This window comes from Amycolatopsis sp. NBC_00355, from assembly GCF_036104975.1.
Classification (GTDB): domain Bacteria; phylum Actinomycetota; class Actinomycetes; order Mycobacteriales; family Pseudonocardiaceae; genus Amycolatopsis.
Map to the genome: position 1 here is coordinate 3,128,073 of NZ_CP107982.1, position 24,358 is coordinate 3,152,430.

A 24,358-nucleotide genomic window follows, 5' to 3' on the forward strand; every position below is an offset into this window, starting at 1 on the left:
CGAGGCCATCGCGGCCGTTGCACGACGCCCCGGGGTTCATCCGACCAGCAGGTCTCGCAGGATGCGCTGGGCATGGGCGAGACCGGGGGCGTCGCGGTTGCCGGCGCGGGCGGCGGCTTGCTCGGCGTGCGCCAGCGCGCCGAGGGCACGCCGCAGTATCGGTTCCGGGGCGGGGCCAGCGGCGAGTACGGGCGCTCCGGTGGGCGGTTGCCGCAGGGAACGCCAGACGCGCATCGCGACGCGGGTGGCGTGCTGGACGCTGTCGGTGTCAGGTTCGACGTTGTCGATGGCGGCGAAGAGGACCATCAGCAAGGTGGTCATGATCGGTTCGCTGGTGGGGATCTTGCCGAGCCGCAGCGCGTCGGAGAGGGTGCTGCGGCAGCAGGCCGCGCCGGGGTTGAGGGCGCGGGTGTTGTCCTGAATCCCGCGCAGGGTCAGCCCGGAATCGACGACCAGCGACTTCAGGTAGCGGGCGAAGTCGCTTTTGCTATGGACGCGGGCGAGGTCCGGCGCCCCCGTCGCGGGGTTTTTGACCAGCGGAAACGGCAGTTTCAGCCTTGGAATCGTCGGCTGGTCGGCCAGGCTCATCATGACGCCCGCGGCCGCGGGCTGCTGCTCCAGCGTGGCCGCCAGCGGCCAGCTGTACGGGCCCGGCTCGGCCGGTGCCTGCCCGTCCAGGCGGGTGGCCTCGGCATCCAGGTAGGCCGGCCTGATCCGGTCGGCTCCGTGCTCGCCGCCGGTACAGGCGGCCGCGATCGCGCGGTAGATCGACCAGTCCATCAGCACCGGCGAGGCGGGGTCGCAGGCGCTGGCGATCACCTGCGGCGAGACCTCGGGCAACGTGCTGAGGATCTGGAACATGTGCTCATCCACCGGCAGCGCGGCCATCTTCGTGTGCAGGGCCCGCAGGGCCGGCCATGGCACGGCCGGCCCGTTCACGCTGGCCGCCCGGTGGCGCGCAGGATCCGCACGATCCCGCCGAGGGCGGCGGTGGCCAGGGCGACCGCCGCGGCGGGGGTGCTGCCGTGGTCGATGAGGAACGCTGCGAACGCCAGCACCGCGATCACCAGCGGGAGCGGGGCTGCGGCGGTGCGGCAACGCCGGCGCGGTTCGGGCACCAGCGGGTACGGCAAGGGAGACATGGAACGTGAAACTCCTTCTGAATCGACGCAAGAATTCCTGCAACGCGGGTGAGGAAACCGGCGACGGTCCCGGCATGGTGGCCGCGCGGGGCAACGCGGAAATCGGCCTGCCGGGGAGTCGACGACTTCCCGTGAAGGAGATCGAACACGACCGGACCCGAATCGCACAAGTCAAGAACAAGGCCAGTTTTGTCCGGACGTTAACGGCAGGAAAACCGTCCGAAACCCACCCACGACAGTGTGTTATCTGGATCACATGTCGCAGTACCTGCCGCTTAGTCGGCGGCGGTAAAACGCCTGCTGGGGAGCCGCGTGCACAAGCGGCTGCACGTGTCGCCCGTCCGCGACACCTCTGCCTGTCCGGACAGCCCATGGTGTTCCGGACAGTGACGGTCTAGATTCACACCCGCAGTCCGCGCGTGTCCGCAGCGCGGACCTGTCTCGACACACCTGACGCGGGTGAGGATCGAGGACCGGGTGCTGGTGTCCCCTTGGGCAAGAGGGGCCCAGTTACCCGGCGGTATCTGCACATCAGCCACAGCAAGCCCAGCCAAACACCTCGTCGGCCGGGCTTTGTTCTGCCCCCGATCGCTTCCTCCGGCGATCCGCCGGATGCCGTAGCGCGACTCGAACACAAGATCGACCGAACTCGCGGGGTGGGCACACATCGTGAGCGAACAGAGGGTTAAGGTGTTCCCCTCACCGGCTCGGTCGCTTCACCCGACGGGCGATCGGTTACCCGGTGAGCGCCTCGGTTGTGCTCTTCACTCGACCGGGGAAATCGATCATCACGAACGAGCGCCAACCCTTCGCGCAGGGGTAGGAATCGATAACCTGGCGTCGGTTTCAACGCCGCAGCGCCGCGGATGATCCACAATTGAATTTCTCCCTCATCGCAGTCGGGGCGAGAGGCCGTGAATCAGGGGATGACGGCCTGGGAGAAGAAACCCGAGTGCGAGGAAGGTTCATGACAACCGGCACGGTTGCCTGTTTTTCCCGGCCGTTGGAGGGGAAGTCGCGTCGCAAGCGAGGACGGCCGGTACTGAGCGGCTTGGTCTCCACCGACGCCTTCACACAGCACCCGACGCTCCCGGTCCCTAAGCGGATGCTCATCCTGTTCCTCGCAGTCGTGCTGGCCGATGAGCACGGGAGCCTGGCCTCGCTGCATGAGCGGCTTGTCGAGGCCGGCCGCGGGGACGAGCAGCACTGGGCGCACGGCCGGGACGTGAAGTCGCTGCAAAACTCTACGACCAAGTTGGTCGGCAAGAGCGCGTATCGCCCGCCGCGGTGGGAGCTGATCGTGGTGTTCCTGCAGCTGCAGCTGCCCCCGGAACACCTGCCGCTGATCCTGGGCGTCGCCGCCGGCTTGTATCGCCACGCCTATGACCTGCCTGGTCCGCCCCCGGACTACACCGGGCCGTTTTACCTGCCGGAGTGGGCGCGGCACACCCGTACCACCCCAGAAATGATCAGCGATGACCTGCAGAAACGGCTGGCCCCGCCGGTGCAGGAGCCAGCCGGGGAACCTGCCGCGCCGGAGATCCCGGCCGATCTGGACGTGACCGAGCTGGTTGCGGACCTGCGCCGGTACCGGCAGCTTTTGCCGTTCGTGCTGCGCGGAATCCGGGAGCTCGATCTGGAGGTCGGGCGGCAGCGCGAACGAGCGGACTACGCCGAGATCGCGCTGCAGCTGCAGCAGCAGCAGTTCGTCGAGTTCCACCAGCTGAAGCACGACTACCGGGAGCTGCAGCGGCAGCACGAGAAGCTGCAGAATCTCTACGCTAAGCACCTGATGCGAGAGCTGCCCGGCAGCTCGCGGGCCAGCGTCCAGCAGGTGATCGACGATCAGCTGAGCGTCACCAACCGTGTCCCGGTGCCGCGGCCGGTGTGGGAGTTCACCGAGTCCGACGGCAAGGGCGGCGAACTGGCTGAGGACGCCAGCAGCGCCTCCTGAAGGCAGGTAAACCTGCAGCCGGTGACCAGCGGAAACGCATGCTGGTCACCGGCCCCCGGCAGGTAAGGGCGTCGACACCGCGATCCACGTCGGATACGACCTTCGGCTCGGCTGGCAAGGGGGCCTCCGTCGTCCCCGGCCAGACGTCGGCCTGCGGGTGGCGGCGGACCGACAGGCAGTGGGCAGGTGAAGCGCCACGCGTGAAGACGGTGAAGGCCGTCAGCGCCAGCGGGACCGCGGTGCTGATCGTCGCGCTCTGCTGGGTGCTGATGGATGAGGACCGTCCGGGCCCGACCCGCGCGGCTGATCTCCAGTAGGCGGTACGGCGCTTCCGGCACCGGTGACGAGCGGCCGGTAAACCGCCCGTCACCAGGTGGTCTTTCCCGACGTACCCGCCGGTGACCGCGCGAGCCCGTCGGGAACTCGTATGCGGGGTTCCGGACGCGCAGAGGTGGTCGGCCGGTCAGGCGGAGAGGCTCGGGAACGGCGCGGGGTGAGTCTGTCCGGGTCTCGTCATGCCGATCTGGCTCGACGGTCGGCCACCAGTAACGGCCAGGCCTGAAGGGTCTGGTTGTTCCTGTCGACGATGGTGACCGGCTGGCCGAAGGCCATGTTCTCCGGCAAGGCATGACTGGGGGCGCGGATGGTGAGCTCGTGCACCCGAGGTGAGGTGAACATGGCCAAGGCGTCCGCGCCGGCGTTGGTGACGTCGCGGACGGGCTCGCTTTCGATCAGGCGCAGCTGATTGATGACCAGCTGGCTGGAGAAGGCGCGGCCGCCGCCGTTGACGATGCCGACGTCGACCAGGACCCGCAGGTTCAGCCGATCTGCGTGGCGAGCGTTGTCGGCCGCCAGGGCCCGCTGGATCCGCATGGTCAACGACGCGACGTAGCCGGGGGCCCAGGTGTTCAGGGGGTTGTAGGACCAGCACGGCGTCCCCGGCCGGGAGAAGCTCGGCCGGGCCAGGCAAGACAGACATCGGCCACGATCTCCTGCAGCCGGCCTGGGCGGCTTCGCGCAGGCGCTTGGAGCGCTGGCGCAGGCGCGCAACGTCGAAGGCGATCACGATCATCTCCGGGTGGCTCACGACGGAGGTGTCGGGCCTGTCCGGCTCGGAGGCGGCGATCGTGCTGAGCAGCTCGAGCATGTCCTTGACCGTCTCCGGGCTCAGCTGCAGCCGGTCGTGCCGCGCCTTCTACGGCAGGCCGCCCGCCGTGACCGCGCGGCGGCGCGGCAGCTGCTGGCACTGCTCACCTTCGGCTGCTGCGGCCTTCGCCGGTTCGAGGACCAGCGCTTTTACCTGCTCAGTCTCGGCATGCCCGCCGACTTCATCCCCGACGCCCGTCAACTTGGCCGACTCGATCTCCTGCTGCAAGCCATCGAGTCGTTCACAGGCGAGAATCCCCGTTACATCAGAACCCCGTCACTGCGGCTGTTGCGGCCGTCGGGTCGGCCAGGTCTCCTGACCGCCCGCGCGTCGGTAGCGCTGTTGTGCGGCGTTCGCGGATCTTCCTCGCGCAGCACCGATCTGTTCCCACGTGAGCCCGCCGTGCTTCAGCTTCTCCGTGAAGAAGCACTCGAGCACGTCCGCGCGTTCACGCACGGATTCGAGGAGCACCAGGGCGTTCAGCATGTCCATGGCGGTGACCTCGGTGGGCAGCCCATCCGTGACGCTGTCGCTGTCGTGATCCACGGTCAGAGCGTGCGCAACACGGCTGGCCAGCTGCGCGTGGCTGACGAACTCCGGCTCGACCGGGCTCGGAATGTCCGTGTTCCGGGGCCGGAATGCGTAGAGGGTGGCGGCCGCGGCCTCGGTGACGGCTTGGTCGGGGTGATCTACCTGCTCATCATGCTTCGACTGATCCATGATTACCAACGTAAGCGTTGGATATCTGATTGTCAACGCATGCGTTGGTAATCGAACTTCAGGAGGTCTTCACCGCGGCCTTGGCGGCCTTCTTGAATGCGCGGACCTCGGCGAGTGTCTCGGCGCTCGTGACGTCGGCGATCGACCGTCGTGAGCCGCGGTCGCCGTACGGACCGGCCGTCGCGCGCCAGCCCTTCGGCTGGATGCCGCGCTGCTTGCCGAGCAGGGACAGGAAGATCTTCGCCTTCTGCTCGCCGAAGCCCGGCAGCGCCCGCAGCCGCTTGAGGACCTCGGGGGCGTCGGGCTTCGGGCGGCTGTCGAGCCAGAGCCCTTCGGTTCGGCCGTCGTAGTTCTCGATGATGTGCTCCGCGAGCGCGTGGACGCGGCGGGCCATCGAGCCGCCGTACCGGTGGATGGCCGGTGGCACCACGCACATCTCGACGAACGCCTCGACGTCGGTCGCGGCGATCTTCGCCAGCGAGAACCCGTCCATCCGGTCGGCGATCTTCCGCGGCCCGGCGAAGGCGTGTTCCATGGGATATTGCCGATCTAGAAGCATGCCTGCGAGCAGGGCGAAGGGGTCGTCGTTGAGCAGCTTGTCGGCGGCCGGGTCGCCGGTGAGGTGAAGCTCGCGCAGCATGTCGATATTTTGACACACGACGCGATCGCTGGTCTTGGTCCGTGCCATACCCAGCGCCCTGGAACGGCGGCACCGCGAGTTGCTGCCGCGTCGGCCGGTGTCATCTAACCGGGTGACTTCTAGAGTGGGACTTCTCTGCTGGCCAAAGCCGAGGACGTCATGTCACTAAGTGTGCCTACGTTGCCAATTGGGTAATGCCTGGGGGCGGAGGGGCCGCCGGGTTTATCGGGCTCTAGGCCTGAAATATTAGGGGGTTCACTCGCTGGGTAGCGCGCCGGACTCGACAGGTCCGGCACCGGGTACCCGCCTCGTAGTGACCTATTCGTTCTGGTAGACAGGTCGAGATGAGTGCGGGTCAGTATCGCAGGCAGCTTGAGAACAAGCGCAAGCAACGGATCGACGCCGAGAAAAAGGCGGGTGAGTACCGGACCAAAGAAACCGCCAAGCGCACCGCAGCGGCCAAAGCACGTACGGCGGCAGGAAAGGCTTCGAGCGACATCACCCGGTCCAGCAAGCTGCGCGAAGCCGGACGTGCCGAGGACGCAGCAGCGGCGGCCGGTAAGGAGGCCGGCAGCTGGCATGGCAAAGCGAGCAGCTATGCCAAAGCCGAGGCGGACCTGCAGAGCAAACTCGCCAAAGCTGAGCAGTCCGAGTCTGATGCCGCCGAACGGCGGCGCCAGCGCGATCAACAGCAGACCGCTCGTCGAGCTGCTGCCAAAACCTCGGCGCTCGAGCGTCGCATGAGTCAGACGGAGACGATCGTGGACACCGCTCTACGAGAGTTGCCTACCCCCAAGCAGGAGAAGCTGCGCGTCCTGATTCTCGGCGCCGCGTCCGGTGGAGATCTGCGTGTGGGGCGAGAGCAGAAGCGAATTCGTGCCGCGGTTGAATCCGCGCTGCACCGCGACTACATCGAGCTTGACGTGCGGCCGGCCGCGACCACGGGCGACTTGCTGGACGGCATCACCAAGTTCCGTCCTCACGTCGTGCACTTTTCCGGGCACAGCGACGACGACCTGATCGAGTTCGAGGACGAGCTTGACGAGCACCACGAAGGCGTCATCGTTACCGCCCGAGCGTTCGCCGCGGCGGTCAAGGCGACCGATGACCCGCCGCTGCTGGTGCTTCTGAACTCCTGCAACTCGGCAGCTCAGATTGACAATCTTGTCGAACAGGTAGCCCCGTTCGCCATCGGCATGGCCGACGAGATCGATGATGGGGACGCCATCGTCTACGCCGCTCAGTTCTACGCCGCCGTCGCCAACGGGCAGTCCATCAAGTCCGCCCACCTTTCAGGGCAAGCCGCCTTGGAGCTTGCGGGACTATCCGGCACAGAGTTGCCGACCTTGGCATGGGCCCAGGACGTCGACCCAGCGACTGCCGTGCTCGTCCGGGTGGCATGACGCGCAGGAGGATCGTGGATGCGCCAGTGCTCGTGACGTCGCGGCCGATTGGCGTGTAAGCGTAGGTGGCACTAGACGTAGTCGCTGGCCTTTATCCGCACCACGTCCAGTGGCCTGGAGCGGCGGCAACCGCAAGCTGCTGCCACGCCGGTTGGTGTCACCTAACGGCGGGACTTCCAGAGTGTTGACTTCTGCTGGTACGTGCGCATTGAGCGCGGGAACCTCGCCGGGGTGTCCGACGAGGTACTGGATGCCCTCTCGGCCGCGCTGCAGCTGGACGAAGCCGAATCCGCTCATCTCGCCGACCTCGCTCGCGCCGCTCGCAGCTCGTCGCGCCTGCCGGCCGCCGCCGGCAAGAGAGCCACTCTCCGGCCCGGTCTGCAGATCATGATTGACTCGATGCAGGGGCTGCCGGCCTGGGCTCGCAACCACCGCTTCGAGATCGTCGCCACCAACTCGCTGGCTCGGGCGCTCTACGCCGAGCTGCTGCGCAGCCGGATCGCCGACGGCAACAACGCGCGCTTCACCTTCCTGGACCCATCGCCCAGGACTTCTATGTGGACTGGGAAAAGACGGCCAACGACGTCGTCGCCGTCCTCCGCGGATACGTCGGCGCCAACCCCACCGATCGGCGCCTGTCGAACCTGGTCGGCGAACTCGCGACCCGCAGCCCCGACTTCGCCAAGCGCTGGGCCGCCTACGACGTGAAGTACCACCGCACCGGACGCAAGACCCTCCACCACCAGTTCGTGGGCGATCTCGACCTCGGATTCGAAGCCCTCGCTCTGCCCGAGAGCTCGACCCTCAGCTTGTTCGTCTACTATCCCGCCGACGAATCCACCCGCGAGCGACTGCAACTGCTCGAAAGCTGGGCCGCGGCCGAAGAACGCGACCAGCGGCCCGCCGAGGAGGGCGTGCCGGAAGTCGGCCGGGTTGTCGGCCACGATGGTGGTCGTGGTTGATCGTCGGGCTGGGGGAATCGGTTTCCTTGCCCGGTCAGGCCAGCTTGGCGACGAAGTCGTCGCTGGTCAGGATGTGGTGGGCGTAACGCGGCCAGTTCAGCTCGATGGTCGCGCGGTGCATGTCCATCGTGAATGTGTCGACGGCGTCGGAGACGAACGTGACGTCGTAGCCCTTCTCCACCCAGTCACGGCCCGTGGAGTCGACGCAAGCGTTGGTGGTCAGCCCGCACACGATCACGTGGTCGATGTCGCGCTGGCGCAGCTGGGTGTCGAGGTTGGTGCCGTGGAAGGCGTCGAACGTCTTGTGCGGGGTGACGACCACCTCGCCCTCCACGGGCACGAAGTCGGGGTGGAACCGGGCGCCCGTAACCGTATCCGAGCGCTCCGCATCACCGCGCCTACCGGCGAACCGATCCCGCTGACGGTCACCGTCGGCGCCGCCCTCTACCCCGGGATCCCGGAGCCCGATTTGGTCGGGGCTCGTCCGGGCGGCCGACAACGCGATCTACCGCGGTAAGAGACCCGGTCGTAACCGGGCTACCCTCGCCAGCCCTTGAGGTAGGCACGGCAAGTATCCGCTGCGCAATTGGTCGCGTGATCTCGTGGGGGCAGTATTCGCTGGCCCGTGAACATGGTTTGATGAGTTGGAGACGGGGAAGTACAGGTGGGCGCCCTTAATCAGGCCGGCATCTCGGCCGAGTCGGCGGTATCCGATCACCTGGACGGCCGCCGCCAGCGTCGCGCAGGCCGTCCGGATCGCTGGGGTGCCTCCGGGGTGACCGGTTCACTGCGGTCTGCGCGAACTGCGGGTCCGGTGACGGGACGCCGTAGTCGCCGTCCGGCAGGGCCGGTCGCCGTCGCCCGTGGATGATCGCATCGACGACCTGCAGTGCGATGGCCAGCGCCGCGTAACCGGCCAGCCAGGGCGCGAACCCGGGTGGCTGCCGGTGGGGGGTCACCAGGTCCGTGAGCACCGGGAACGCGTAGATCGCAGGCAGGGTGAGGCTGAGGTCCTCGATCCGCAGCACGGCGTCGACCGCCAGCGACGGCTCGTCCTCCGCGATCACCGGCCGGCGGACCACCCCGGCGAAGGCCGCCCCGAAGACGACCGTGCCCATCGCGAGGAGACCGAGCCAGCTCCAGGCGTAGGTCCGGTATCCGGTGGTGAAGAACATCGTCGCCCCGAGCGCGGCGCCACCGGCGAAGGTCACCACGACCGACGCGAAGTACCAGCCGCTTCTCAGCGCGTGCCACGGGGGCCGCGGCCGGTCGAGCGCCCGCGCGCCCAGTGCCGCGGCGGCTTTGCGGTCCCGTTGCCGGAGGGCGGACCAGATCGCCCCCTGGATCGCGAAGAGGAGGAAGTACGCGACTTTGCTGTCGGTCATCTCGACCCCGCGCACGCCGGGCAGGTACTGCAGGCACTGGTACCCGAGGGCGCCGGCGGTCCCGGCGAGGTAGAGGACGGCCAGCCGCCCCAGCACCGCCTGCGGCCGCGCGCCCCCGCGCATGCCGAGCCGTGTCGCCAGCAGCCGGGTCGGGACCCGCACCCGGACCCCGTGCCGGCACAGCCAGACCGCGGCCTGCGCCACCTCGGCGCGGGTCGGCACCTGTGCACCCATGACAGCCCCCTCACCTCGGGGAGTACACGCGCGAGACGGGCGAAAGGTTGCCCGAAAACCGGCCTGCTTCCCGGGCAGGGGAGCGGGCCGTCCGTGGATGCTGACCGTGGCTGACGAACACGACGATGACGTGAATCCGTACCTACCTTCCGAGGAGCTCCTCGGAAGGTAGGTACGGACCATGCGGCCTTCCGGAGACCGGCGCTTACCCGAAAATGCTGGCCGCGTTTCACGACCGAGCCCGGACCATGACCCGCAGGAGGAGCTGGGTGCGGACGAGGTCGTACCCCGGGGTGACGGCGTCGCCGACCGGGTCCGTGCGTTCGAGCCGGGTCGGCGAGCCGCGGTAGCGCCTGTCTGCGCGCAGCCTGTTGAGCCGGTGTCGGGCAGTGCGATCACTCATCTTGTCATCCATCGCCCATTGGCTTTCGACGTCAGCATGGGTGATGGCGAGGAATTGGTAATCTCTGTTGAACGGGCTGCACACGCGACGAGCCACAATCTGAGCAGCCGACTAGCTGATAGGTCAGGAGACCAGTTCTACTTCTACCGGCCACCGGCCTTCTTGCGCCGAGCGGAGGTGCGGTGGCAGGTTCAGCCACCAAGTCGCGGCTGCCCGCACTGCTGATGGCTGGTCGGTGTCGGCAACTACTAGGCGTAGCAAAGATCGTCGGCCAGCTATGCCGACGGCGTAGACCAGCCGGTCGAGGACGCTCGCATCACGCCGATCTCGATGATGCCTCCAACGTCTGACGTACAAGGCGAGAGCTCTGCGGTAAAACGCGTCACTGCTGGTACCGCCGACGTGCCCGAGCGCGTACGCGGCTGCGTCGCGGAGGCCGCTGCTGGTCTCGTGGGCAAGAAGCAACTGTTCCACTAGCCGCCGTTCTTCTGGGCCGCCCAGGACGCGGAGGCATTCCAGCAGCCGCTGTATCCTGTGCTCGCCGTCCCTTCGTTGGAGGCTTGCGAGCAGTTCAGCTGCAAACGCTCTGGCCAGGGGGCCACGGTACGGACTGGCGTAGACCAGAAACGTTGCACATAAACGGACGTCGAACACTGGATCGGCCAGCATCTCGTGCACGAGCGCACACAACACCGGATCCACTGCGTTCGGCGCGTGCTCTGCAGCTATCGCTTCGCACAAGCCGAGAACGGAACCTGGCATCGGCTCGAGGTGTGAGGAAATCGTCGACAGCAGACGGCGAGGCAGGCGTGTTCGCACGGCCGCCGGGGTCAGCGCAAGGAGCCGCGACGCAAGTTCGGTTTCCTCGCGGGAGCCGGTCAGCAGATCGGCCAGGACTGGCAGCAGTGCGGCGACCTGCGCGACGTCGAAATGGCCGTAGTGGAGCTTTTTCGCGCTGGTCAACAAGGCACCGTAGAAGGTTCGGCTGGTCACGGGGTCGGTGATGTGGCGGATCACCATCCGGCTCGCGTCGGCATGCGTGCTCTCGCTGAACACTGAGAGCATGCCAATCATGCTCTGCGCGGAACGGTCGGCCGCTGCCTCCGCGGCCACCGCGATCGCGTGAACCTGCCCTTGTGGGTGGGAGATCAACCGGTGATACGCCTCGGCGCGAGCCATCCATTCGACCCCGTCCGCGACGGATATCTCAGTCAGTAACCGAGCACTCATCAGATCCCACGTTCGCGCCGGCGCCAGAACCAGCCCAGGCTCGTCGGCGATGCAGGCGCTCAGTCGGCTCCATTCCCTTCCTGACACCAGGTCCGCGCTGAGGACAGGCTCGAGCAGAGCGTCGAGTTGGTCGCGATCGGTCGGTTGGCGACGTGTCCACGACGCTCCGGCGCCGGCGGGCGAGACGTGGTATCGATACACCGTATCTGCGGTCGCGCCGAGCAGACCCGGGCGGAGTCCCAGTACGCCTTCGTAGGCTCCCGGCACCCAGTGAGGGACGGAGGCAGCTCCGCTTTCCCAGCGAGACACGGTGCTCACCGCGACGCGCGGATGCCCTGCTCGTGCAAGTGCGTCGGCGAATTTGCCCAATCGATCGTGCCCGGAACGTCCGCTCAGACAGCGGCTGGTTCTCAGCAACCAGCCGACACGTCCTCGAGCAGTCAGCCGGACAGGTATTGGGCTTCTGTGCCGGGGCGTCGACGCAGGTCGAGATTCTGCGGAAGTCATGGGATCCCCGGGTGCTGGTAGGGCAGACCTACAGTCTGGTCTGGTCTGCTTGCTCTGAACAATCGGCCGGACGGGGTCAAAGTGGCTGGTAAAGCTGGCGTCAGTTCCCAGATGTCGGCATGCGCGCACCACAAGACTCCCCTCTGCCTCTTCAACGATAGGTCGTAACCACTTCCGCACCAAGCCCGTTGCGCTCAGCCGGATTGGCGCAACGTCTCTTGACACCGCGCATGTGCCGTGCAGGGGCCTCGGCTAATACCAAGATTTTCGGCTAGGTCACAGGGGTTGTGCACGAAAGATCTGTACGGCAAATGCAATCCCTGCCGGTGACGCCCGGAGCCTAGCGTCGGCTCCACCTGATCCGTTGGGCCTGCAGGGCTCAAACCCATCGAAGGAGCGCAACCATGACCACTTCATCGATTTCCTCGCAGCGGAAGCGTGACCACCACTTGGGACACGGCCGTGTGGTGCGGCGATTGGCGACTGGTGCGGCGGTGCTCGCCGCGGCGACGACGATGAGTGTCGTCGGCGCGAATGCGGCCTCGGCGAGTGCCGGCCCCTGCTACAGCGGCCGCGACGACGGGACCACCAACTGGGCCTGGGGTTCATGCACGGGGGTGAGCGGATCCAGCCACTGGCGCCTCCATGTTTCCTGCACGTGGGGCGACACACGGTACTCGTCCTGGTTCTACGGCAACGGTCGAACCGACGTGCAGTGCCCCGTGCCCGAATCCGTCCGCGACACCCAGATCGACATCATCTACTGAACCTCTGGGGCCGGCCGGTGGCACCGCACGGAGTGCCACCGGCCGATGCGCGCCGTCGCAGCGCGACCCCGGACAAGGGCAAGTAGCTCAACCAGCAGTCCGCCCAGTGGCTAGGCAGCGCGGAGCATGGCCAGCAGGGCGTTGGGGCTGGGATGGCCATCCCAGCAGAAGATCATTTCTGAAGGGAAATGGCCACTTTATGTCAAGTGGTCATATCTGTGACAGGGCCTGTACTTGCTTGTCGAGTGATCTGATTGTGCCGCTGTCACCTCTGAATCGAAGTTCGCTTTCGGATGTTCGCTGGGACGGCCTGCGTCGCGTTGATCAGGTTCTCGGCAGTAGCAGCCTGATCATCGTCTAACGACCAGAAATAGGTCACCTAATCGGGTGGTTCCGGGAGGAAGTAGTAACGAAGAAGTCGTAGCAACTGGGCGTGCCTAAACGACCGTTTGCAGCCTACTTGGAAGTAGGGGGCGAGGCTTCGTGCCGTGCGGGGGCACCGTAGAAGCAAGCCCGACCGGTGGAGGCGTCGGACTCAGAGAGGGACCACGGGACGTGACTGTGCCGGAAGTACGGGCGACGCCGCAGGTGAAGGCGGTTTTCGGGATCGGGATTGCCTTGTCAACCTGTGCCCCCGACCAGCTTGAAGTGGTTCCTCTGCGTCGTTACGTCACTGCTCGTGAGCCGACGTCGGCGACCTTGACTCGGTATGCATCGTTGCCCAGCTACATCGAGCGCGAGCACGACCGCCGTCTGCGGGAGCGCGTCGCATTGGCGGCCGCCGGCGAGAGCCAGATAGCTACGTTGATCAGCTACTCCACGGCCGGCAAGAAGCGTGCGATGTACGAAGCGATCACCAACGCGAAATCGGACGAGGCCGAGCCGCTGCTGACGGACTGGAGGATCTGCCCAGGAACGAGCCCGGAAGAACCGGACACGCTCCTGACTCAGATCATGGCCGTCGCCCCTCGGACCGTGTTGTGGCTCCCCGGGGCCGAGCGGTACTTTCTGGAACCTGGTGATGCGGTCGGTAACGCGATCGCGAAGGCTCTGCGCGAGCTGCTGACCGATGTCCGCCGGCGTCCGTCGTTGGTCCTGTGCGCGATGCGGTCGCGTGTATGGCAGCAACTGACAGCTCCTCGTCCTCCCGGAGTGTCGGATTCGATGCAGCACGCTCGGGTCCTGCTCGCCGGAAGCGAGATCGTCGTTCCCGACGCATTCACGGCCGAGGAACAGGAGCGGGCGATGCTGTCGGGCGATCCGGTGATCGCCGACGCCGCGGCGCACGCACTTGAGCGCTATGTCATCCAGTACGTGCGAGCAGTACCAGAGCTGGAGGCGCGGTTCGCGACCGGCACCCCGGAGCAACGGGCGGTCGTGCAGTGCGCGATCGACGCTCGACTCGCGGGGCACGGACCGTGGATTCCGACGACGCTGCTCGAACGGGGCGCTGGTGGCTACCTATCGTCACGCGACCGCGATAGCCTGCCCGCGACCTGGTTCGCCGATGCGGTCGCCGAGCTGACCCGACGTGGTGCCGCAGATGCGAGCCTGTTGATTGCCCGACCCGCCGAAGACGGGGCAGAGACGTTGAGCGGGTCGATGCGGTTGGCCGATTATCTGGAACGGCAGTGGATCACCGATGTCGAGAACCCACCGTTGCCGAGCATGCATCTATGGCCGGTTCTGGTGGATCATGCCGCGGCGGACAACCTGCTGGCTCTGGCCCGAGAGTGCTGGCGTCGTCGGATGTTGCGGGAGAGTTGCCAGTTCTATCTGCGCGCGGCCACCGCCGGCGACTTCGCCGCCCGTCACGAGCTCGCCGACCGTCTTCGTGGTGCTCACCGCATCGACGACGCGCTCGCGCAGCTCGACCTGCTGATCAAGCGCGGCGACACTACGGCCGTGATCGAAGCGGCCACGATCCTGCTGGCGGAGAACCGTCCAGACGAGGCAATCGAGCTGTTGAAGCCATGGGTAGTCGACAAACATCACGAATCGATCGCGCTGACGGCAATGGCGTATGCCAAGCGGGCTGAACGTGCGACGCCCGGTAGGGCTATGCACAGCGATCGGCTATATCGGGCTCTGGCGGATCGAGGGCGCGCCCTCGCACTGTACCGCCGGCTGGGGGAGCAGGGGGACCTGCGTGCGGCTCTCGCTTACGCCGACATGCTTGCCGACGACCCTCACGGTATCGAATCTGACTGCTGTGACACCGCCGCTACGTGGCTGATGCGCATGGCCGATGAGCAAGGCATGGACACGATCTCTGCTGCCGCCGAACTCCTGGTCCGCGCCCACGGCCCCGATGTCGCACTGGAGATGCTCCAGCAGCGCGCAACTCTCGAAGGCGATCATGCCGCATACCTTCTAGGTGCCCAGATCCTTGTGGACCATGGTCGGGATGAGGAAGCGCTGGAGTGGATCACGTCGGCGGTGGAGTACCGAGTCCCGGGCGCCGTTCTGCTCGCCGCGAAGATGCACGCGGACGCCAGTCTGTTCCCCGCCGCGCTCGGCTACGCCGAGGAAGCCGCAGCCTCCGGCGATTGCCGCGGCTTCATCATGATCGGAGAGGCTTACGCCGCTCGGCGACTGCCTGCTCGTGCACTCGGCTGTTTTCGCCGCGCGGCCGAGAACGGCGACAGCTCAGCCTGGAACAAGGCTGCGCTCGCCGCCGCCGAGGCCGGTTGGGTCAACGACGCGACCGGACTGGTCCGGCTTGCTCATCGCGCGACGGGCGCCCCCGACACCCACCTCGTGCGCGGGGTAGCCATCGCACTGTGCAGGTCCCAGCAGACGGACGATGCCATCCCGTGGTACCTGCAGAACACCGACACGGGCGCCCGCGACGTCCTGGTGCCAGTGAGCAAGTTTCTTCTCGAACGAGACAACGCCGAGGCTGCGGTGACGACATACATGCGCCTTGCTCAGGTCACCCGGGGACAGGCCTGCGCCTGGCTGGCGGAGGGCCTGGTACGCGCGGACGCCCATGATCAAGCACTAGCCGCTCGGCGCCGAACCACCACCAGCGCCGAACCTGCCCGCAGCAAGTTGTCCGCGGCGGCGGAGTGGTTCCTGCGGGCGAAGGAGCTCGGGTATGCCCCCGCGGTCGTCCGAGCGGCTGAAGTCCTCATCCAGCTTCGACGCTTCGATGCCGCGGACAACCTGCTGGACAAGGCCGAGCACACCCGACGACTGGACACGTGCCGGGCCATCGTGCACGCCCATCAAGGGATGTTTTCGCAGGCCATGACTGTGTTGGACCGCCAGTTGCAGGCGGGCAACACGTCGGCGGTAGTGCCCATTGCCACGGTGCTGTTCCAGAGCAGGCAGTCCGACTACGCGCTGGACGTGCTCCGGCGAGGAGCAGAGGCAGGTGACCGATCCGCCCAGATCACGCTGGCAGACCACCACCGACGGCGACGTCGGAACGAACAAGCACTCGAGCTCTACCTCGCTGCTCTCGTCCACGGCCAGGACGACGCCCTCGACGGCATCCGTCGCCTGCTGACCAGTTGGCGACGCGACCGCGACATCGCCACACTGGAGGACGTCATCAGCCATGGCGTCACGGCAGATGGTCGTCTTTCATCACCGTGGACCCTCGCCTCGCTGACCAGCGACGCGTGAGGAACCCCGGTGCCGAGGGCTTCAGCCGACTTCAAAGACCAACACTGCTCTCGCTAGTCGTAGTTCTGCGGCGTGTCGCCGTAGCCAGGAGCGCAACAGGCGGAAGGCCGGTTCTCGGGGGCAATCGATGAAAGTTCCGCGGATCATGTGCCGTACACACGCGGATGCCCTACCAACTCACCGGCGGGGCTACCGCACACCCACAACGACGAGGCGGCCGGTCCTGATCATCGCAGCATCGTTGATCGCTGCCGTCGGCTTCGTCGTGGTTGTTCTCGGGCCGCTCTCGTGGTGGCTCGCGACCGACAACGTGCGGAACCTGCGAGGCAAGGAGCAAGCCGATGCCCTCAACGCGGTGCGTCAAACCGTCCTACTGTCTCTCGCCGGCGCCGCGACTCTCAGCGGAGCTGCCTTCACTGCACGATCGTTCGTACTGGCACGGCGTGGCCAAGTCACCGAACGGTTCCACAAGGCGACCGCGCAACTCGGCGCTGCAACCTCAGAGGAACGTCTCGGCGGAATCTATGCGCTCGAACAGGTCTGGAGAGAGTCACCTCGCGACCACTCGGCCATCCTTGAGCTGCTGTGCAGCTACGTCCGCACTCGATCGAATGTCCGACCCCTTCCCGACGACTCCGAGGCCCTGCCGCCGTGGCAGGACCCCGCGCAAGCCGTGTACCCGCCTGAACCGGCAGGCTTGGCCGTCGACGTCCAAACTGTAATGACGGTGATCGCTCGTCGCCCCGACCGTCCGGAACCGCACCGCGCAATGCTGATCGATGCTTCCTTGCCACGTGTCTCGATACGGGTGCACGAGTTTGATCACCCGCCGCGACTGTCGTGGGTCTACTTCACCGGCGCGGACTTGCGTATGGCCGATCTACGCGGAGCCGATCTCGCAGGCGCGATCATGAACTACGCAGATCTTCGGGGTGCCATGCTGGGTGAAGCGCGGCTCCGTGGCGCGCAACTGCACCGAGCCGATCTACGTCACGCATTGCTTGTTAACGCCTGTCTGATCGGCGCGGACCTGAGCGGCGCCCACCTCGGTGACACGGAAGGCCTAACATCAAGCCAGCTGGCCACCGCGCTGATCGACAGCACGACAATTCTGCCGACGCTTCTTCGCAAAGATCCTTGGGTGGTTACGCGAATCACCGACTGCCAGAGCACGCTTACCGCAGGCGAAGTCCACATCTGCCCACCCCCGACTCCTGAACCGATTCCACACACGTGACGGAGCACAGCCGTAGCGATCGGTAGCTCCGTGACGTTCCGAACGATGCGTCCGCGGACGGGTATGTTGCTCTTGGCACCACCCATCAGGTGTGCCGGGAGGGGTTCGGGATGGCACTGGAAGCGGCGGTGGGGTTCTTGATCGCCTGGGCGGTAGGGAAAGCGCGCCGGGCGGGGAACCAACTGGACGGAGCCGTTGACCAGGTCGTCGACGCCTCCGCTGCGCGGTTGCGCGACGTGTTGCTGCGCAAGCTGGGTAGGGACTCGGCGGTCGAGCGGCTGCAGCTGGAAGCAGCCGAGTCCGCTGAGATCAGCGACCGCACACGACAGCGCGTGACCATGGCGATTGAGGACGCGGTCGACCACGACGCCGAGTTCGCCGCCGAACTCGAGGCGGCCCTGGCGGACGCCAGGCAGAACGGCGGCTTGGTCGCCGGCGCCGGCGGGACGGTCATTTCCGGCAGCGCGGCCGCTCACAATGGCGGTGTCGCGATCGGAGCTGTCGGCCGGGATGTCAACTTCGGGCAGACACCGGACCCTCGGCAGCCGGACGGGGCGTAGAGCAACCCAGGCCCGGGGTGGTCCCTGCTCATTCATCTGTCCCGCGGGTGCTCGCCGGAGCCGGCGGTGTCGTCGCCGGTTTCGTGGCCGGGAACCTGACGGTCCACCAATCCTCCGTGGCAGGTACAGCCGCCGTGGTGACGGCGCTGAGTGCCGGTGTGGACGCTCGGCACGAGCTGTTCGTCGGCAGAGATGCGCAGATCGAGCAGCTGCTGGACGCGCTGGCCCTCACATCGGAAGGGGCTGCGCCGGTGGTGGTGGCGGGAATGGGCGGTATCGGCAAGACCGCCCTCGCCTGCCGCGCCGCGGCCATCGCCGCCGAGCGAGGTTGGTTCCCCGGCGGGGTGCTGTTCGTCGACCTGCGAGGCTACGACCTTGGTGACGACGTGCAGCCGCTGCAAGTGTTCGCGCCGGCGCTGCGGGTTCTCGGTGTTGCTGGCGACGAGGTGCCGGGTACACCGGATGAGCAGGCCACTGTGTACCACCAAGTCCTGGACCAGCTCGGCGCGCAGCAGCAGCGGGTGCTGCTGGTGCTGGACAACGCCGCCGCCGGCTCGCAGGTGGCGGACCTGCTGCCCCGGCACGTGGTGCACCGGGCGGTGGTGACCTCCCGTGACTTCCTCGTCCTGCCGTACGCCCACAGGCTTGACCTCGACGTCCTCTCCGCGGACGAAGCGGCGCAGCTGCTCTCCGACTTCCTCGACCACCGCTATCCTGGCGATCTCCGCGCGGCCCGCGAGCCTCGCGCCGCAGCCGAGCTGGTGGCCGTGTGCGGTGCCGTGCCGCTGGCCGTGGTGATCACCGCGTCCATCCTCGCCGACGACCTCGGCCTGCCGATCGCCGAGCTCGTCGAGGAGCTGACCGCGGCCGACGGACCCGGCGTGCACCGGGTCGCATACGGCGACCAGGTGGTCGACGCCTGCATCGAGTTCTCCCGGCAGCGGCTAGCGACCCGAGAGCCTGAAGCGGCCGCGCTGTTGCCGTTGCTGAGCCTCAACCCGGGCCCGGACTTCGCCAGCGCCACGGCCGCTGTGCTGGCCGGGCGGCCGGTCGCGCAGGTCCGGCCGGACCTGCGGACTCTTCGCCGCGCCAGCCTCCTGCGCCAGGACGGCGGCCGCTGGTTCCTGCACGATCTCGTCCGGCTGCACGCCCGCGACCACCTCGATCCCGAAAGCCGTGATACCGCGCTAAGACGCATGCTCGAGCACTACCGAGTGATCGCGACCGCTGCCAACCGGCACCTGCAGGCTGTGCCAGAGCGTCCGCTTCCCGAGGAGTTTCCCGGGCGCGCGGAGGCGCTGGACTGGTTCGACGCCGAGCGAGCCAACCTCGTGGCCACCGTCGCTTTGGCACTGACCACCGATCACTTCGAAACGTGCGTGTTGCTGTCCGGGACGCTGGTCCGGTACCTCGAGCGACGGCACCACCTCGTCGACTGGGAGATCGTGGCCCGGTGCGGGGTTGCTGCCGCGGAGCGGCTTGGGATACCGGCGGCGACCGGCGCAGCGTTGAACAGCCTGGGAACCGCGATGCAGAGCGGGCGGCGCTTCGATGCCGCGATTCCGGTGCTCCGGCGGGCCGCCGATATCTTCCGGGAGCTCGGTGACCGGCGCCGGGAGGGAGCGGTGCTGAGCAACCTCGGCCTCGTGTTGCGAGAGCTACGGCTGTTCGGGGACGCGATCGCCGCGCACGAAAGCGGCTTGGCCATCTGCCGGGAGGCCGGAGACGATCCCGGTGCGGCCTCGGCGGTGAACAATCTCGGTCTGGCACTGCGCGCGGCGCGACGGTTCGACGAAGCCGCGGCCGCGCACGAAGAGGCCGTCGCGATCAACCGTGCACTCGGTTTCCGCCGGGGCGAAGGGCAGGCGCTCAGCAATCTGGGGCTGGTACTCGCTGCGAGAGGGCGGTTCGATGAAGCGATCGAGGCGCACCAACAGGCGAGCTCACTGAGCCGTCAGGCCCGGGAGAGCTCCATCGAGGCGCAGGCGCTAACCAACCTGGGGGACGTGTACCGGCAGCTCGGGCAGTTCGATGACGCCTTGGCAGCGCAGCGGGACGCTGCGCTGCTCTACCGGCAAGTCGGCGACCTTCACCGGGAAGCGCGGGCGCTGGGCAATCTCGCGCTTTCGTTGCGGGCGGTGGGCCGGTTCGACGAAGCACTGTCGGTGCAGCATCAGGCCATCGCCCTCTGCGGGAAGGTCGGTGACAGCGACTACCAAGGCCGGCTCCTCGGTGACCTCGGCACCACCTTGCTGCAGGCTGGGCGGTTCTACGAGGCCGAGGCCGTGCTACGGGCTTCCTCGGCTTTTTCTCGGCTGGACGGTGATGCGCGCACCGAAGGGTCCGTGCTGTACTACCTCGGTCTCGCGCTAGAGAACCTGCACCGGGTGGACGATGCCAAGGCCACCGGCCGCAAGGCGCTGGCCGCTTTGAGCGAGTGCGCGGATCGTGAGCTTGAGAAGACCGTCCGAGACTGGCTGAACGGTCTTCCATAGGGAGGTCGTCAGCGAATCGTCGTGGATATCGGAGAGTCGAGCCGCAGAATGGATCGAGGCGGATTACCGTGACTCGACGAGGAGGCCCTGGCCGCAAGCTGAAGGAGTTGGATGCTTGCAGACCTACTACCCCACGCTCAACGGGAGACCCTCGACGGGCCGGATCACGTCGTCGACCCACAGACCATCGGCCCACAGTTGCTACGGTTCTTCAGCAGCGAACACTGAGAGGCCCGCGAGGTGGTGCGGGAAGATCAATTAGGCACCGCGCAAGCAGATCTTCGTCGCGCCAGGGACACGGGGCGGACAGGTGGTGCCGAGGTTGATGTCGTCGGCGGCATCACAGGCCTGATCCTGGGCGTGCTAGCGTCCGCGGTGAGCGCGCCTGCAACCAACATCCACGGCACCGACACGTGCCCGGCGGTGTCAGAACTCGCCAACAAGCGGTGCCGGACGAAACCTCCGCAGCCAAGTGGTCAGGCGGCGCCGCCTGCGGCGTTCGTTTCGCTGCCCTCCGAGCGTTCTCAGCTCGTGTCGCGCGCCCGCTCTGTCGGTCACCACGCGGTGTCGTCGGCTGCAAGCGCGTCAGCGAAGTCCACCAACTTCAGCCGCAGTTCAGCGACGTGGACGTAGCTCAGCTCAACCGTGCGGTCATGGACCCTGGTGGCGGCGTCGACGACTGGGCCGTCGATCGTGATCCAGCCGTCCTCGGCGTGCGGGGCTATCCATCGACCGAGGTCGACGTTGATCCGTCCGATGTAGTCGAGGTACAGGGGGTCGTCGAGGACTTGGTCGAGGGTGGCGATCACCGGTTCGAGGTCAGCGCTCTCGAACCCGAAGCCTCGATCGGGAGACACCGCATCGATGTCTAGCTCGGGCAGCGTGACGTCGTCCTGCGCGGCATCGGCAGACCTGGCTGCGCCTGCGCCGGAGGCTGTGGTGTCGGCGGGCGCCCTCCGGCGAAGGCACGTGCGGTCGGTGAACATCTCGACGACCCAGGCGCCCATGTTCGGGGTCGGTCTCAGCAGTACGCCCACGATGTCCCCCGTTCGCCTCCGGCTCGTCCTGATCTGACCTCCAGTGTCGGGAAGACCGGTCACACAACAGGGCAAACCTCGGGCAACCACCCGAACGGGTGCAGCCATCGGACGGTTTCGGGCCGGTCAGTCGTAGATCCCCTCGACTATCCACTGTGGCGTTTGGCCGAGCGTGACGGCCAAGATCAGTGCTCTGTCCCGATCGGCGGCCGCGTCGGCGACGACTACCTGCACCCGAGCCACCCCCGTCGGATTCCCGACCTGCGGGGCGGGACGGTACAGCCAAGGACCGGCCCAGCTGATCACCGGCAACGCTGACTCGTCGCCGACCACGACCGTCGCCGGCGGCTCAGTCAGCTCGCCTCGAGACGTGCACCCGACGATGCGACCACCGGAGTCGCGGACCGCGGCCTGGATGCTGCGTCGGGGGGTGGTCGATGGAGATGGCGCGGGGAGTCGCCCTGGCCACGGCGCGTTCGCGGTCAGGGTAGCCCGGGGATCTCCCCAGGGAATGAGCCGTGCGCGGTCGGCTGGGGTGCGGCCACCGTCCAGCAGCGGGGTGAGTACGGCTTCGGGGCCGAGCAGGCCTTGGATCCGGACCATCGCCCGGCCCGCACGTTCTGCGGCGTCGGCGTCGCGGCCCATCGCTCCCAGCTGCAGCTGCAGGGCCTCTCCCCCGACCAGCTCTTCCGGCACCAGCCGCAGCCGGATGATGCCGGAGTTCGGCCGATCCCCCGGGGCTGCGATAAGCCAGCCTTCGCACTGCCACCGGACCCGATCCGCCGTCGCCCGCGCGGTCAGCGGTTCCGCGCACCGCCACACCCGCACCCGCTCCTCACCGGACTCGGTCACCGCCACGATCGCCAACCGCATACACGCCATCCCGTGCCGGGCCAGGCCGGAGAAGAACCGCTCCCCCAGCGTCTTCGCGATGAACGCCGCCTCATCGATCCGCTCCAACGGCGTCTCGAACTCCTCCACCACCTCCAACTCCGGCGGCAGCGCCCGCCGCAACGGCGGCCGCTGCGACAACCCCCGCGCCAGCCGATGCGCGAGGATCGCATCCCACCCGAACCGCCCGGCGACGTCCCGCTCCGCGACCGCCGCGAACGCCCCCAACGTCCGCAACCCGAGCCGGCCCAGCAACCCGACCAGCTCCCCGCGCTCCTCCCCCGGCTGATCCAGCTCCCCGACCGGCAACGGCGCCAGAAACTCCGCCGAACCACCCGGCACGACAAAGGCAGCACGGCGAGCGGCGAGGGTCGCGGCGAACAGGCCATCAGCGATCCCGACCTGACACTCCACCCCCGCGTTCGCCGACACCTCATCCAGCAGCCGCTCCGCCAGCGCCTCCTCACCGCCGAAGTAGGCAGCTGCCCCGCCGACCGGGACCGCGATAATGCCGGGCCGCACCACCTCGACACCGACCGCGTGCTGCTCGACCGCGGCCGCGACCGGCCCGAACACCCTGGCATCCCGATCCGGGTCGTGCTGGCGCACCACCAGCCCCGGGCATCGGGATTGGGCGTCGCGGCGCCGCATCCCGCGCCCGACACCTCCACGGCGGGCCGCGGCGGAGCACGCCACGACCCGGTTCGCCGAGAACACCGCCGCCGGGACCAACGGTGGCGTTCCCGTAGCGGCGCCGGCAGCGACGACCGGCCAGTCAGGACACCACAGCACCAGCAGGCGCGGAGCGTCGTTCACCCGGCCACCTCCACCAAGGGCCGGGTGGCGCGGGGTTCGCTCGCGGCGACAGCTCCGCCCGCGCCCGGCAGCTGCAAAGGCATCGAGTGCGGACGAGTGGCGGCGCCACGGCCGCGGCTACTGACCACCACGTCGCACGCCTGCAGATAGCCGTGGCCATCCGGGGAGGTGCCGCGCCAGGTGTGGCCGGACAGGCGCAGTTCGACGTCGGCGCCGGGCCAGGGCCCGGCGGTGAGCAGCACGGCGCCCCGGGTGCGCAAGCGTCCGGCCAGCCGCCGCACCAGCTGCGGCGGCGCCCCACGGCACACCGTCTGGCCCAGCACGACCAGGTCGAAGCCGTCGACGAGCGCCGAGAGCACCGCCACCAGCTCCGGGCCCGGGTCGGGGATCAGCGCGATCCGGTCCAGGTCGACGCCGAGTTCCGCGGCCGCGACCAGCCCGAGGTCGGGCATGCCGGCGATCGCGGCCCACGACCCCGTCTGGGTCGCTTCGGCCAGCAACGCCAGCACCAGCGACGTCGACCCCAGCACCGACACCGTGCTCCCCCGTCGCAGCCCACCGCCGGGCAGCAAGCCGGCCACGGTCGACAGCACCGGAAGCGCCTCGGCCGGACCCGTCTGGTCGGAGCTGGGTTGCCGCAGCTGCGAGGCCGTGCGGACACCGGCGATCGCGGTCAGCTCCGCAAGCGCTTCCGGTACTGCCATTGCCGCTCACCTCCAGCACCACGAGCCCGCACCGGAGACACCTGCGCATCACGCGCGGGCGAACCCGACCACTCTCCTCGAACACCTGTTCGGTGGATGCGAGAGTGGCGCCGGTCTGTCAAGTCACGCCACTCGATGTCACTCACTCAGGCGAGGAAGATCGGCGCAGCGCAGTCGGCACGACACCGAGGGTCGCCGATCAGGGTCGTTGACCAGTACAAACACAGCAGGGCTGGGCTGATCGGGTTACCGTCGGAGCACACCGTTGGCGTCGGGACGGAGGCTCCGCATGGCCGGTCAAGACGGCGCATCGCGAGTCCCGGCGTGGGTGGAGCCGATGCTGGCCAAGGCCGACGGCGGTCGCCTGCGCAGCGGACCCGAGTGGGCCTACGAATACAAGCTGGATGAAACCTCGTAGGTTCGCAAATTCCTGGAGGGCAATCCTACGGAACCCGGTAGCAGTGACCGAAGGACTCTGGCACCGGCACTGA

The 24,358-nt window shown here is 67.6% G+C and carries 21 protein-coding genes and 1 pseudogene; 9 read left to right on the forward strand and 13 right to left on the reverse strand.

Translation table 11 applies throughout. The annotated features are described in order from the left end of the window. Nucleotides 1-36 precede the first annotated feature (36 nt). Together OHS18_RS13195 and OHS18_RS13200 are read right to left on the reverse strand one after the other, a co-directional pair. The gene (locus OHS18_RS13195; protein ID WP_328617194.1) at nt 37-888 is read right to left on the reverse strand and encodes a hypothetical protein; all 852 of its coding nucleotides are present in this window, start codon (nt 886-888) and stop codon (nt 37-39) included. Between the two features lie 47 nt (nt 889-935). Further along, nucleotides 936-1,142 (reverse strand): hypothetical protein, encoded by a 207-nt coding sequence (locus tag OHS18_RS13200; RefSeq protein WP_328617195.1) that lies wholly within the window; start codon nt 1,140-1,142, stop codon nt 936-938. A gap of 1,105 nt (nt 1,143-2,247) precedes the next feature. Between OHS18_RS13200 and OHS18_RS13205 the strand changes: the two genes are divergently transcribed. Further along, the gene (locus OHS18_RS13205) at nt 2,248-3,096 is read left to right on the forward strand and encodes a hypothetical protein (RefSeq protein ID WP_328617196.1); all 849 of its coding nucleotides are present in this window, start codon (nt 2,248-2,250) and stop codon (nt 3,094-3,096) included. A 513-nt stretch (nt 3,097-3,609) separates the two neighbouring features. On the opposite strand, the gene OHS18_RS13210 is transcribed toward OHS18_RS13205, so the two are convergent. The 4 genes from OHS18_RS13210 to OHS18_RS13225 all read right to left on the reverse strand — a co-directional run bounded on the left by OHS18_RS13210 (nt 3,610) and on the right by OHS18_RS13225 (nt 5,603). Beyond that, nucleotides 3,610-3,975, reverse strand: a complete 366-nt coding sequence (locus OHS18_RS13210) for a hypothetical protein (protein WP_328617197.1) — start codon at nt 3,973-3,975, stop codon at nt 3,610-3,612. 316 nt (nt 3,976-4,291) lie between these two features. After that, entirely contained in the window at nt 4,292-4,471 is a 180-nt protein-coding gene (locus tag OHS18_RS13215; protein WP_328617198.1) for a hypothetical protein, read from the reverse strand. 48 nt (nt 4,472-4,519) lie between these two features. Further along, the gene (locus tag OHS18_RS13220) at nt 4,520-4,963 is read right to left on the reverse strand and encodes a hypothetical protein (RefSeq protein ID WP_328617199.1); all 444 of its coding nucleotides are present in this window, start codon (nt 4,961-4,963) and stop codon (nt 4,520-4,522) included. A gap of 58 nt (nt 4,964-5,021) precedes the next feature. After that, nucleotides 5,022-5,603 (reverse strand): HhH-GPD-type base excision DNA repair protein, encoded by a 582-nt coding sequence (locus OHS18_RS13225; RefSeq protein WP_328618520.1) that lies wholly within the window; start codon nt 5,601-5,603, stop codon nt 5,022-5,024. 344 nt (nt 5,604-5,947) lie between these two features. On the opposite strand from OHS18_RS13225, the gene OHS18_RS13230 reads away from it, so the two are divergent. Continuing rightward, nucleotides 5,948-7,006 carry a hypothetical protein gene (locus OHS18_RS13230; RefSeq protein WP_328617200.1) on the forward strand — a complete coding sequence of 353 codons (1,059 nt, stop codon included), beginning with the start codon at nt 5,948-5,950 and terminating at the stop codon, nt 7,004-7,006. A gap of 399 nt (nt 7,007-7,405) precedes the next feature. Continuing rightward, nucleotides 7,406-7,968 (forward strand): annotated as a pseudogene (locus OHS18_RS13235) (MmyB family transcriptional regulator). Between the two features lie 34 nt (nt 7,969-8,002). Here the strand turns inward: OHS18_RS13235 and OHS18_RS13240 are convergent. From OHS18_RS13240 to OHS18_RS13255, 4 genes are all read right to left on the reverse strand, one after another. Then, nucleotides 8,003-8,467 (reverse strand): cysteine hydrolase family protein, encoded by a 465-nt coding sequence (locus OHS18_RS13240; RefSeq protein ID WP_328617201.1) that lies wholly within the window; start codon nt 8,465-8,467, stop codon nt 8,003-8,005. A 175-nt stretch (nt 8,468-8,642) separates the two neighbouring features. Continuing rightward, nucleotides 8,643-9,587: a hypothetical protein gene (locus OHS18_RS13245; RefSeq protein ID WP_328617202.1), complete on the reverse strand. Its 945-nt coding sequence runs from the start codon at nt 9,585-9,587 to the stop codon at nt 8,643-8,645. Nucleotides 9,588-9,816: 229 nt separating this feature from the next. Beyond that, complete coding sequence (locus tag OHS18_RS13250; RefSeq protein ID WP_328617203.1) at nt 9,817-9,990, reverse strand: hypothetical protein; 174 nt, start codon at nt 9,988-9,990, stop codon at nt 9,817-9,819. A gap of 123 nt (nt 9,991-10,113) precedes the next feature. Beyond that, a complete protein-coding gene (locus OHS18_RS13255; RefSeq protein ID WP_328617204.1) occupies nt 10,114-11,487 on the reverse strand; it encodes a hypothetical protein in 1,374 nt (457 codons plus the stop codon). Nucleotides 11,488-12,131: 644 nt separating this feature from the next. On the opposite strand from OHS18_RS13255, the gene OHS18_RS13260 reads away from it, so the two are divergent. From OHS18_RS13260 to OHS18_RS13280, 5 genes are all read left to right on the forward strand, one after another. Next, nucleotides 12,132-12,494, forward strand: a complete 363-nt coding sequence (locus OHS18_RS13260) for a hypothetical protein (protein ID WP_328617205.1) — start codon at nt 12,132-12,134, stop codon at nt 12,492-12,494. Nucleotides 12,495-13,049: 555 nt separating this feature from the next. After that, a complete protein-coding gene (locus OHS18_RS13265) occupies nt 13,050-16,127 on the forward strand; it encodes a tetratricopeptide repeat protein (protein ID WP_328617206.1) in 3,078 nt (1,025 codons plus the stop codon). 241 nt (nt 16,128-16,368) lie between these two features. Beyond that, complete coding sequence (locus OHS18_RS13270; protein WP_328617207.1) at nt 16,369-17,364, forward strand: pentapeptide repeat-containing protein; 996 nt, start codon at nt 16,369-16,371, stop codon at nt 17,362-17,364. 110 nt (nt 17,365-17,474) lie between these two features. Beyond that, nucleotides 17,475-17,924: a hypothetical protein gene (locus OHS18_RS13275; protein ID WP_328617208.1), complete on the forward strand. Its 450-nt coding sequence runs from the start codon at nt 17,475-17,477 to the stop codon at nt 17,922-17,924. 47 nt (nt 17,925-17,971) lie between these two features. After that, entirely contained in the window at nt 17,972-20,419 is a 2,448-nt protein-coding gene (locus OHS18_RS13280; protein ID WP_328617209.1) for a tetratricopeptide repeat protein, read from the forward strand. 554 nt (nt 20,420-20,973) lie between these two features. Here OHS18_RS13280 and OHS18_RS13285 read toward each other — a convergent pair. The 3 genes from OHS18_RS13285 to OHS18_RS13295 form a co-directional block, all read right to left on the reverse strand. Then, nucleotides 20,974-21,456 carry a hypothetical protein gene (locus tag OHS18_RS13285; protein WP_328617210.1) on the reverse strand — a complete coding sequence of 161 codons (483 nt, stop codon included), beginning with the start codon at nt 21,454-21,456 and terminating at the stop codon, nt 20,974-20,976. 126 nt (nt 21,457-21,582) lie between these two features. After that, a complete protein-coding gene (locus tag OHS18_RS13290; RefSeq protein WP_328617211.1) occupies nt 21,583-23,163 on the reverse strand; it encodes a DNA polymerase Y family protein in 1,581 nt (526 codons plus the stop codon). Further along, entirely contained in the window at nt 23,160-23,867 is a 708-nt protein-coding gene (locus OHS18_RS13295) for a hypothetical protein (protein ID WP_328617212.1), read from the reverse strand. Before OHS18_RS13295 ends, OHS18_RS13290 begins: the two co-directional genes overlap by 4 nt. Nucleotides 23,868-24,156: 289 nt before the next feature. Here OHS18_RS13295 and OHS18_RS13300 point away from each other — a divergent pair, with 289 nt between their 5' ends. Continuing rightward, nucleotides 24,157-24,285 (forward strand): hypothetical protein, encoded by a 129-nt coding sequence (locus tag OHS18_RS13300; RefSeq protein ID WP_328617213.1) that lies wholly within the window; start codon nt 24,157-24,159, stop codon nt 24,283-24,285. The last annotated feature ends 73 nt before the right edge of the window (nt 24,286-24,358 follow it).

What these genes read in the sequence shown, in the direction of transcription:
- OHS18_RS13205 (WP_328617196.1), top strand. Translation starts at nt 2,248, where the DNA reads ATGCTCATCCTGTTCCTCGCAGTCGTGCTGGCCGATGAGCACGGGAGC.
- OHS18_RS13220 (WP_328617199.1), bottom strand. Translation starts at nt 4,963, where the DNA reads ATGGATCAGTCGAAGCATGATGAGCAGGTAGATCACCCCGACCAAGCC.
- OHS18_RS13230 (WP_328617200.1), top strand. Translation starts at nt 5,948, where the DNA reads ATGAGTGCGGGTCAGTATCGCAGGCAGCTTGAGAACAAGCGCAAGCAA.
- OHS18_RS13200 (WP_328617195.1), bottom strand. Translation starts at nt 1,142, where the DNA reads ATGTCTCCCTTGCCGTACCCGCTGGTGCCCGAACCGCGCCGGCGTTGC.
- OHS18_RS13295 (WP_328617212.1), bottom strand. Translation starts at nt 23,867, where the DNA reads ATGGCAGTACCGGAAGCGCTTGCGGAGCTGACCGCGATCGCCGGTGTC.
- OHS18_RS13275 (WP_328617208.1), top strand. Translation starts at nt 17,475, where the DNA reads ATGGCACTGGAAGCGGCGGTGGGGTTCTTGATCGCCTGGGCGGTAGGG.
- OHS18_RS13260 (WP_328617205.1), top strand. Translation starts at nt 12,132, where the DNA reads ATGACCACTTCATCGATTTCCTCGCAGCGGAAGCGTGACCACCACTTG.
- OHS18_RS13250 (WP_328617203.1), bottom strand. Translation starts at nt 9,990, where the DNA reads ATGAGTGATCGCACTGCCCGACACCGGCTCAACAGGCTGCGCGCAGAC.
- OHS18_RS13225 (WP_328618520.1), bottom strand. Translation starts at nt 5,603, where the DNA reads ATGCTGCGCGAGCTTCACCTCACCGGCGACCCGGCCGCCGACAAGCTG.
- OHS18_RS13195 (WP_328617194.1), bottom strand. Translation starts at nt 888, where the DNA reads ATGGCCGCGCTGCCGGTGGATGAGCACATGTTCCAGATCCTCAGCACG.
- OHS18_RS13245 (WP_328617202.1), bottom strand. Translation starts at nt 9,587, where the DNA reads ATGGGTGCACAGGTGCCGACCCGCGCCGAGGTGGCGCAGGCCGCGGTC.
- OHS18_RS13300 (WP_328617213.1), top strand. Translation starts at nt 24,157, where the DNA reads ATGGCCGGTCAAGACGGCGCATCGCGAGTCCCGGCGTGGGTGGAGCCG.